The following is an 8,716-nucleotide window of genomic DNA, read 5'->3' on the forward strand; positions in this document are numbered from 1 at the left end:
GCCACCACCATGCTCATGAGCACCAACAGCTACCTCGAGTTTTACCTCTCTCTGCTGGCCTGGATCATCAATAACGGCCTCTGGAGTGTCCTTTCCGACACCGGGCTATTCGCCGCGCCCTTTGGTGCAATCATCTTGCAGGAATGGTTGTCTGCCCGTCAGCAAGGCGCGGATGAAGGCAACAAGGGACTGCTCTCGGTACCGCGGATCGAGAACCGGTTGTGGCTGGCCTACATCGTTGTGTTGTTCGGTTGCGCGCCTGTGTTTCCGTTGAGCCTCTCGTCAATGACGTTCGATGATGCGGCGAGTCAGCGCTGCGGCGTGAGTGTGGCCAAACCAGAAGAAACTGCCTGGGGGACGACCTTCAATACCATTGGCGGACGCTCTGCCAATGTGCCGATCTGGTGGTTCCTGGTACATGCCTTGAGCAAAGGCGTGACTGCGGCGGCCACCGCCTCCATCCCTTGCGCACCGGATATCCGACAAATGCGCATGGAGATCGACAGCTCGCGCATCGACAGTCAGGTCCTGCAGCAGGAAGTTGCCGACTTCACCCGCGACTGCTACGGCTATTCCCGCTCTCGGCTGTTCACCAACCGTCCGCAGTTGGACAAGGCACAAAGTCACGACGCGTCCTGGATCGGCTCAAGCTATTTTCTCGACACTCCGGGCTACTACGACACCGATCGCTCACGTACACCGCGCGTCAACTGGCCGTATGACGACAACCGCGATGTTTCCTTGCCGCGGTTGGAGAATGGCGCGGGCTACCCCACCTGCAAGCAGTGGTGGAGCGACAGTGGTGTTGGGCTACGCGAGCGCTTGATCGAGCAGGTCGACCCTTCGCTGCTGACTCAGCTGAAAGGTTGGTTGACTGGCCGTTCGAGCAACGAGATCGAAGATGCCACCCTGCGTGAGCTGGTCAGCCCGCGCCAGCAATCGATGTCCATGTCGCCCGGACAGGTGTATCAGGACTACGGCTCCAGCGCTCGTGGAGGTTCGATCAATCAGGGTCTCAATAACCTGGCCACCAATACTGGATTGGCACTGGGTTCCTTCAGTAATTTTCCCGCAATGAATGCGCTACGCGCCGCCCTGCCGATGGTGCAGGCGTTCCTGATCATGGGCGTCATCATCAGCTTGCCGTTGATCCTGCTGGTCAGTACCTACCAGCTGAAGACCGTCATGACGGTGACGTTCGCGCTGTTCACCTTACACATGCTGAGCTTCTGGTGGGAACTGGCGCGCTGGGTCGACTCCAGTATGCTCGATACGCTGTACAACCAAGTTTCGGCTTCCAATCAGGTACTGTTGTCGCTGCCCACATCCGGCTTCATGGATGGGACTGTCACCGCGCAGGTGATCGAGTATGTGATGGGGGCGATGTTCATCGTGCTACCGATGCTGTTTCTCGGGGCAATGAGTTGGGCCGGATATAGCGTAGGTTCAGGCGTAGAAGGAATGCTCACCAGGGGAACCCACGCAGCACAGACAGCGAGCTCTAACGGGACCTCTCAGTTGATGAGCGGTGCAAGAATTGTTTCGCGTAAATAGAGCTCAAAATAACCAATAGCCTACTTCAGAGAACCCCATTTATCGTAACGCTCAGGCCGAGACGGTCTATGCATTGGATCGTCGAGATCGTCACTACCTGGAGCGTCTGAACCCTGAAATGGGATAGCTGCTAATACGACAATTGTGCACATCAGCATAAACAACCAGAAGCTGACAAAAAGAAATGCTCCGAACAGAGCGAGCTTGGCAGTCAGAAAACTCCCGCGAACAAGAAATTTACTTGCGGGCACACCTGCGGCCTCCGCACGCTCAACCACGTGGGATTCAAAAGTTTTCAACCTAAGGTAACCACGCTTCACCGACAGACCACAGACATACGCCCAGCGGTGGGCACGTGAATTCTGAACAGGTTGTTGAGTCGGCATGGTCTCACCCTCTTCTGAGCGTTTTCATGGTTGAGCCTTGAGGAATAGCCTACTACCGAAAACGGCCCATGCCTGACCGTATATCAGTTTCCCCGGTCGAAAAATCCTCATTGGAAGCCAGAAGACAAGTCCCGTGAACCAGCGTCTCTACAGCGATTGACCCAGATAAATCGTACGATTAAATACAAGGTACGGATCGCTGTTATCGACAGCACTTTCCCAGGTAGCCAGAACCTTCAAGGCTACGTCACTTCGATGATGGTTCTTCCCAAGTGCGATTAGCGTTCGGTGGCTCGCACGGTGACCGTTGCCGCGGTGATGAACGCCTACTCCTCATCTAAGTGCCTTCCGAGCTTCGCCCGCCAGGCAAGCTTCTTGTTTTTCTTCAACCCACTGCAGGGAAATCTTTCCCCGCGCGGGACAGGTTTCTTCGAGTTTTCAACGGAGACATACCATGCCCGACTCACTTACACCGGAAATACTGAACACCCTTCGGTTACCCATCGTGTTCACACCTGGCGCGTGGCAACGTGCTGTACTGCTCGAGCAATCCGATCATGCTGAGAAGCTGCAGGTCGATCGGTTGAGCCTCGTGTTGCGCGCAGCCTTCGAAGCCCACCTGGCCTATCCACATAAGTCTTACGTGCTGTTCGAGGTAATGCATATTGAACCAGCCGATCACTTAGACCACGACCCGTTGCTGCAATTGAGTCTGAGCTTACTCCAAGAACCGGGTCAACCTGGCGCCTTGCTGATCGCGCTTGCAGGAGAACAGCGCTAAGCGCAATGGGCGGCGCCCACCTCCACATTCGGACGGCCTGCAAGACCTGCATCAATCCAACCCATCACCCAACCGGGGAACCCTCCCCCGACGGGCAAGGCGTTCCTCCGTTTTTCTCTCGAGGAAATTGCCATGCGCGATATCTACCAAGACGTGACAGACAAGATGGTTAAAGCTTTGGACCAAGGCGTTACCCCCTGGATCAAACCCTGGTCATCAAATGGCTCCGCTTACATCCGTCATCAGCCCTATCCCGTCAACGCCATCACGCGACGTCCGTATTCGGGCATCAATTTACCGCTGCTCTGGGCCGAGGCCAGGTTGCAGGGGTTCACTCAAGATCGGTGGCTGACCTTCAATCAAGCCAAAAAAGCGGGTGGGCACATCCGTAAGGGTGAGCACAGCACCCTGGCGGTGCTCTACAAGCCGATGGAGCGCGAGGAACAGACCGAGTCAGGCCAACCCGTACTTGATGAACATGGTCAGCCCAAGGTCGCTCACTTCGGTATTCTCAGGACGCATTTTCTGTTCAACATCGAGCAAACGGAAGGGCTCGAAATGCTCAATGACATCCTGCTCGAGACGGAACCGAGTGATCCCTTCCAGCCCAACAGCGTCGCGAAAAATCTGCTGTTAAGTTCAGGTGCACGCATCGTTCATCGGCCTGCCGACGAAGCCTTTTACCACCCGATCAGGGATCTCATCCAACTGCCGACAAAGGCACAATTTCATGATGAAAGCGGGTACTACGCCACCGCACTACACGAGCTGACGCACTGGACCGGGCATCACGCTCGGTTGCAGCGCGAAGGCGTGACGTCACCCTATCCGTTCGGCTCGCCAGGCTACGCGTTTGAGGAGTTGATCGCCGAGATGGGCGCTGCTTTTTTATGTGCCTACGCCGGTATACAGGGGGAGCTGCGGCACGAGGGCTACATCGACTCCTGGCTCGGCCTGCTCAAAGCTGACAGACGCGCGATCTTTCGCGCCAGTGGTCAGGCCCGAAGCGCCTCGGAGTATGTACTCAACCTGGAGCAGCAACTGAAGCAGATGGAAATGGATGACTCACGATGCATGAACGATGAAGTTTGATCATTACCGCACCGCTGCAATCGCATCACAGGGCCCAACGCGAGTTGAGCCCTTTTTTTTTCGCCCAGAAAACCCCATGCCGCGGGGCTCTGATGCAAAGAGTCAGAGGTGGGCACACACCCGCAGCCTGTCATTCCGCATCCAGGTTCTGCGCCAGAAAATCCACCAGCTCAAGCGGACTTCGGCTGTCGATCACCTTGTAGATCAGATCGCGTTTACTGCGCGGCAACTTCTTGACCACGCTCTTCGCCGAAGCCCTGACGGCTTCGTCGGTCCCATGGATACGTGCCGCGAGCAGCAGCACGAGCGTGGCGTCAGTGAGGTTCATGGCAAGACCCAAAAAAGATGCACCGCAGTGTACCGACTCTTGTCTTTTCCGTACTACCCCCCAACAAAACGGTGCCTAGCAGTATCCATATTCCGATTGCCGCACAAAGGGACACGAGCCAAAAGGACGGGTAAGGGTTGGAAGGGAATGGGGACTCAAGGGTAAGAGCTCTATCCGAAAAGGCTAAAAGGCCACTGACCCAGCCACTTCCCGGAGGTCACGATGCTCAGTCTGTTTCGCCACAAAAGGCAGAAGCTCTCCCCGCCGCCGACCGTGAGTGTCGCCGGAGGCTATCTGCCGATCGAGTCGGCCCACCGCTTATTAGCAGCGGAGCACCGCCGCCAGTTGCTCGATCGCATCTGGCAGTACACCGCCCTCTCCCACGCGCAGTTCAACCAACTCTATTTAAATCCGATCCATCGCTACGCCGAACAAGTCCAGCAACTCCCGGCCAGCGAGACACATCATCATGCGTATCTCGGCGGTATGCTCGACCATGGACTGGAACTGGTCGCTTGCAGTTTGAAGCTGCGCCAGTCGTATCTGCTTCCCACTGGCGCCGCACCCGAAGACCAGGCCGCCCAGACTGACGCCTGGTCGGCCGGCATCGCCTATGGCGCGCTGCTGCATGATGTCGGCAAGATCGCCGTGGACCTGCTGGTCGAACGCCAGGATGGCCATGTTTGGCATCCTTGGCAGGGCTCCCTGGATCAGCCCTACCGTTTTCGTTATATCAAGGGTCGCGACTACCACCTGCATGGCGCGGCCGCAGGCTTGCTCTACAACCAGATTCTCGACCGCTCAATCCTCGATTGGCTCAGTGGATTTCCATCCCTATGGGCCAGTCTGCTATATGTCCTGGCGGGCCAGTACGAACGTGCCGGCGTGCTCGGCGAATTAGTGATGCAGGCAGACCGTGTTTCGACCGCACAGAACATCGGTGGTAACCCGAAAAAGGCGCTGCAAGCGCCGACTCATTCGCTGCAACATCACTTAATCAGCGGACTGCGTCATTTGGTTCAGCACGAACTGAAACTCAACCAGCCAGGCGCCGCGGGATGGCTGACCCAGGATGCGCTGTGGCTCGTCAGCAAGACGGTCACAGACAAACTACGAGCCTATCTGCTGTCGCAATCGATTGAGGGCATTCCCTCGTCCAACCTCGCGGTGTTCGACGAGCTGCAATCGCACGGGCTGGTCGAGTCTACCCCCGACGGCAAAGCCATCTGGACCGCGCTCGTGGCACAGGGCAACTGGGAGCAGGCCTTTACCTTTCTGCGCCTTCAACCAGCACTGATTTGGGGGAACGAAGACCGGCCCGAGGCTTTCAGCGGAACGGTGAGCATTGCAGCCCATGACCACTCAACTGACACCCAGATACCAACACCAGCGCTCGAGACAGTCAGTGCACGATCAGGTCAAAGCCAACCGCAGCCGGATCCCATGGCGCTAGAGGATGCCGATTACCTCGGTACGCTGCTGGATATGTTCGAGTTGGAAGAGCCAAAGGCCAATGACGCGCTGTCAGAAAGAGCCGTCAAAACTTCAACGCTTCAATTGGATAACCCAGGCCAGGCATTCCTGAACTGGGTCAAGGAAGGCATTCTGAGCCGCAAGCTGATCATCAATGACAGCAAGGCCAAAATCCACACAGTGGATGGCAGCGTATTTCTGGTCACGCCTGGTCTCTTCCAACGTTATGTACAGGAGTTTCCTGGCATCGCCAAGAATAGCGGCCAAGAGATTGAAGAATGGCGTTGGGTGCAGAAGCAGTTTGAGAAACTGAAGGTCCACAGGAAGCGCGACAATGGTTTAAATATTTGGGTCTGTCAGGTGGAAGGTCCTCGGAAGAAAGGAAAACTCCAGGGCTATTTGCTAGAAAAACCAAAACTATTATTCGAAGCTACGCCGGTGCCTTCGGACAATATTTTTTTAAAAATTGAAAAATCTTAAATGTCCGTAACATCCCAGACTCGACTCAGGCAACCAGGCGAAGGATTGCGCACTGCGCGTCAGTCCCTGTTGCCAGCTCAACGATTTAAATACATCTCACAGGGCATAAGTCGAAGCCGAACGCACCACGCTTTGCCCCTGCAGATGCTCCCTTCCAGCGCCTTAGAGCTACATCTCGGCAATCGCCCATTTCATAATATTTCGCTCAAACGGGGACAGCTGCATCCCATCCAGGCGGATCGCCAAGTGCCGTAACTTGTTCAGCAGGTCATTCAGGTTGTCAGATGGAAGAATTGAACTCTTAATACGCGTCGAGACCTGCGTGGGAATCCCATATTCGTCAAGCGCCGTCAGTAAGGGATCGTGAAAAAGGTTCTCCATCTGCTCAGAGAAGAAGCTGAAGTCTCCTGGCTCAATATTGCGCTGGGTGAAGACATCCGCCTGGATCTTGCTTATGGCCATAAAATCACGAGGAAGGCGATAGCACAGGACGTTACGGATAAACTTGAGACGAAGGTTGATCGCTTCGCTCGCAGTGGTGCCCGCTCGGTTAGTGTCGATTGCGTTCTGCAGATACGCCGAGAAGTCTTTCTCCATTCGGACAGAGTTGATATGAAAGGCGAGCTGAGGGCCTGAAATGATTCCATAATCCATCAGTTTGGTCTGAAGGTGATCACAGACTAAGGTGCACACGTATTCGAGCTGGTTTTGTTCAGGGTTTCCTTTCCAAGTGAGCATTCGGCGACTCACTGCAAGATTCCTGATAATTGATTCGGCGATCTCTATCTGCCGGTCAACCGGGATATGCCGATTTTCGACGAGGGTCGCAGTAGACAGCAACGGTGTCGCATACGCCCGATCCAGCCGTTGACGGGAGATATCCGTGAGGTACTCCGGCTCTAGTTTCATCAAAAGCCCCATCGGAGAATCTTCGTTCTGCAGTCCGATCGGGTAATCAACAGTGAGATCTTTTTCTTCCGGCGGAGCCTCCAGCATGTAAACCTTGCCGATGAAGTAGCGGTTCATGCGACCCGCGCGGCCAGAAATGTTCTTGAACGTGAAGAAATCGAACGGCGTGTTACTAACCCGGCGGTCATAAATGATGACGTTTTCTGCTGAAGTATTGACCCCCTCAATCATCGTTGACGTGCAGATGATGTGCTTGATTGTCCCCTCGTTGAAGAGCTTCACAAAATACTGTTGCAGCGCTCTAGGGACGCCACCATGGTGAATGGCGATACCAAGCGATATGGCCTTGGCGACGTTCCACTCTGGGTGGTATTCCTTCGCGATCCATTGAGCAATGTCTTGGGTCTGCGCGAGCGGCGAAAACCCACCCTTTTCGATAAGGAGCTGTGCAACCTTGTTAGCGCTTGCTGGCGACTGAGAGTAGATGAGCGTGGGGGTGGCAATTTTGCGGCAGAGTTCTAGGAGCTTGTCCTTGCGTGCATCTCCGTTGGTCGGCAAATTGAAATACTCAACATCGACGGCCACTGTGGAAAAGTTGGAGGGGATGAAATTGTACTCATAAGCGTCGAGACCGTGGATATTTTGGATATGCGGGCCGAGTAGATAGAACTGCGCACCCTGTCTTGCCAGCTTGTGGAAAGCCAAGCTCAAATCAATTGCACGGCTGCCAGTTTCCGAGTCACTGCACAGGTCAAGTTTATAGAATTCATCTACGACGAAAAAGCCGACGTCCTGTAGATCGTCACGCTGGAGGACTCTCTCCTGGGTCAGCAGGTAAACGTTTACTCGGGCGTCATCGGCTTCCTGAGTCGGATGCGTAATGACATTGCACCTCTGTTTGAAGCGCTTGACCAGACGTCGGCGCGTTTCGTCGATGAGGGCGATGGTTGGGACGATGACCACGATCTTGCGAAATTTTTCCTGGGCCAGAACGGCGTCTATCACCAAGCTTTTACCGACGCTTGTTGAGGCACTCAGCACGACGTTACGTCCTTGCATCAGCAAGCTGAACACATGAGCCTGCAGCCGATGAAAAACCATGCCCGCTTCAACTCCGTCCACCCGATGCACCTCATAGGCCAGACGGTCTGAAATCGATATTCCATCGAGGTACGGAGTGATGTAAGGGAATAGGCCCACCGCGCGGATCATACTCAGCAAAAGGGATTGCTCAACTTCACCAAACAAGGCGAATTTATCCAGCGCACGGATGACGAGGTCCCGTCCTTCCCACTCTGGGTTCCCCCGGTTCACGGCAACACTGAGTGAATCGCCCCGGATTCTCTAGACACCTTGCAAGCTCATTGCGTAACGCTTTTCAAACTCTACCGGTGACAGCTGATTGTTGAAACCATGGCGGCGTTTTACGTTGTAGAACATCTCGATGTAATCGAACACATCACTACGAGCATCTTCCCGCGTGATGTAGATTTTTCGCTTGATCCGTTCCCGTTTTAGAAGCTGGAAAAAGCTCTCGGCCACGGCGTTGTCATGACAGTTGCCTCGGCGACTCATGCTGGCAACCAAATTGTTTGCGCTCAAAAAGCTGCGCCAGTCGGAGCTGCTGTACTGGCTGCCCTGGTCGGAATGAACCATCACCTCTTGCTTCGGTTTACGCCTCCAAACCGCCATCAACAACGCATCAATAGCCAA

General features: G+C 54.9%; 8 protein-coding genes. 4 read left to right on the plus strand and 4 right to left on the minus strand.

Going from position 1 to position 8,716, the window contains the following annotated elements:
- Positions 1-9 precede the first annotated feature (9 nt).
- Positions 10-1,554: a conjugal transfer protein TraG N-terminal domain-containing protein gene (locus AD670_RS20400; protein WP_053136473.1), complete on the plus strand. Its 1,545-nt coding sequence runs from the start codon at positions 10-12 to the stop codon at positions 1,552-1,554.
- A 20-nt stretch (positions 1,555-1,574) separates the two neighbouring features.
- On the opposite strand, the gene AD670_RS31090 is transcribed toward AD670_RS20400, so the two are convergent.
- A complete protein-coding gene (locus AD670_RS31090) occupies positions 1,575-1,940 on the minus strand; it encodes a DUF3742 family protein (protein ID WP_082341015.1) in 366 nt (121 codons plus the stop codon).
- Between the two features lie 454 nt (positions 1,941-2,394).
- On the opposite strand from AD670_RS31090, the gene AD670_RS20405 reads away from it, so the two are divergent.
- A complete protein-coding gene (locus tag AD670_RS20405) occupies positions 2,395-2,721 on the plus strand; it encodes a hypothetical protein (protein WP_053136475.1) in 327 nt (108 codons plus the stop codon).
- 132 nt (positions 2,722-2,853) lie between these two features.
- A complete protein-coding gene (locus tag AD670_RS20410) occupies positions 2,854-3,813 on the plus strand; it encodes an ArdC family protein (protein WP_053136478.1) in 960 nt (319 codons plus the stop codon).
- A gap of 130 nt (positions 3,814-3,943) precedes the next feature.
- Here the strand turns inward: AD670_RS20410 and AD670_RS20415 are convergent, their stop codons facing one another.
- The gene (locus AD670_RS20415; RefSeq protein ID WP_007901093.1) at positions 3,944-4,141 is read right to left on the minus strand and encodes a hypothetical protein; all 198 of its coding nucleotides are present in this window, start codon (positions 4,139-4,141) and stop codon (positions 3,944-3,946) included.
- A gap of 222 nt (positions 4,142-4,363) precedes the next feature.
- On the opposite strand from AD670_RS20415, the gene mobH reads away from it, so the two are divergent.
- Positions 4,364-6,094: a MobH family relaxase gene (mobH, locus tag AD670_RS20420; RefSeq protein ID WP_053136481.1), complete on the plus strand. Its 1,731-nt coding sequence runs from the start codon at positions 4,364-4,366 to the stop codon at positions 6,092-6,094.
- A 168-nt stretch (positions 6,095-6,262) separates the two neighbouring features.
- Here the strand turns inward: mobH and AD670_RS20425 are convergent, their stop codons facing one another.
- Positions 6,263-8,251 (minus strand): DEAD/DEAH box helicase, encoded by a 1,989-nt coding sequence (locus AD670_RS20425; protein WP_256243926.1) that lies wholly within the window; start codon positions 8,249-8,251, stop codon positions 6,263-6,265.
- A gap of 96 nt (positions 8,252-8,347) precedes the next feature.
- On the minus strand, positions 8,348-8,716 hold a 369-nt coding region (locus tag AD670_RS20430; protein ID WP_156338282.1), incomplete at its 5' end, for an IS3 family transposase.

The sequence above is a fragment of the Pseudomonas sp. MIACH genome (assembly GCF_001269925.1).
Lineage (GTDB): Bacteria > Pseudomonadota > Gammaproteobacteria > Pseudomonadales > Pseudomonadaceae > Aquipseudomonas.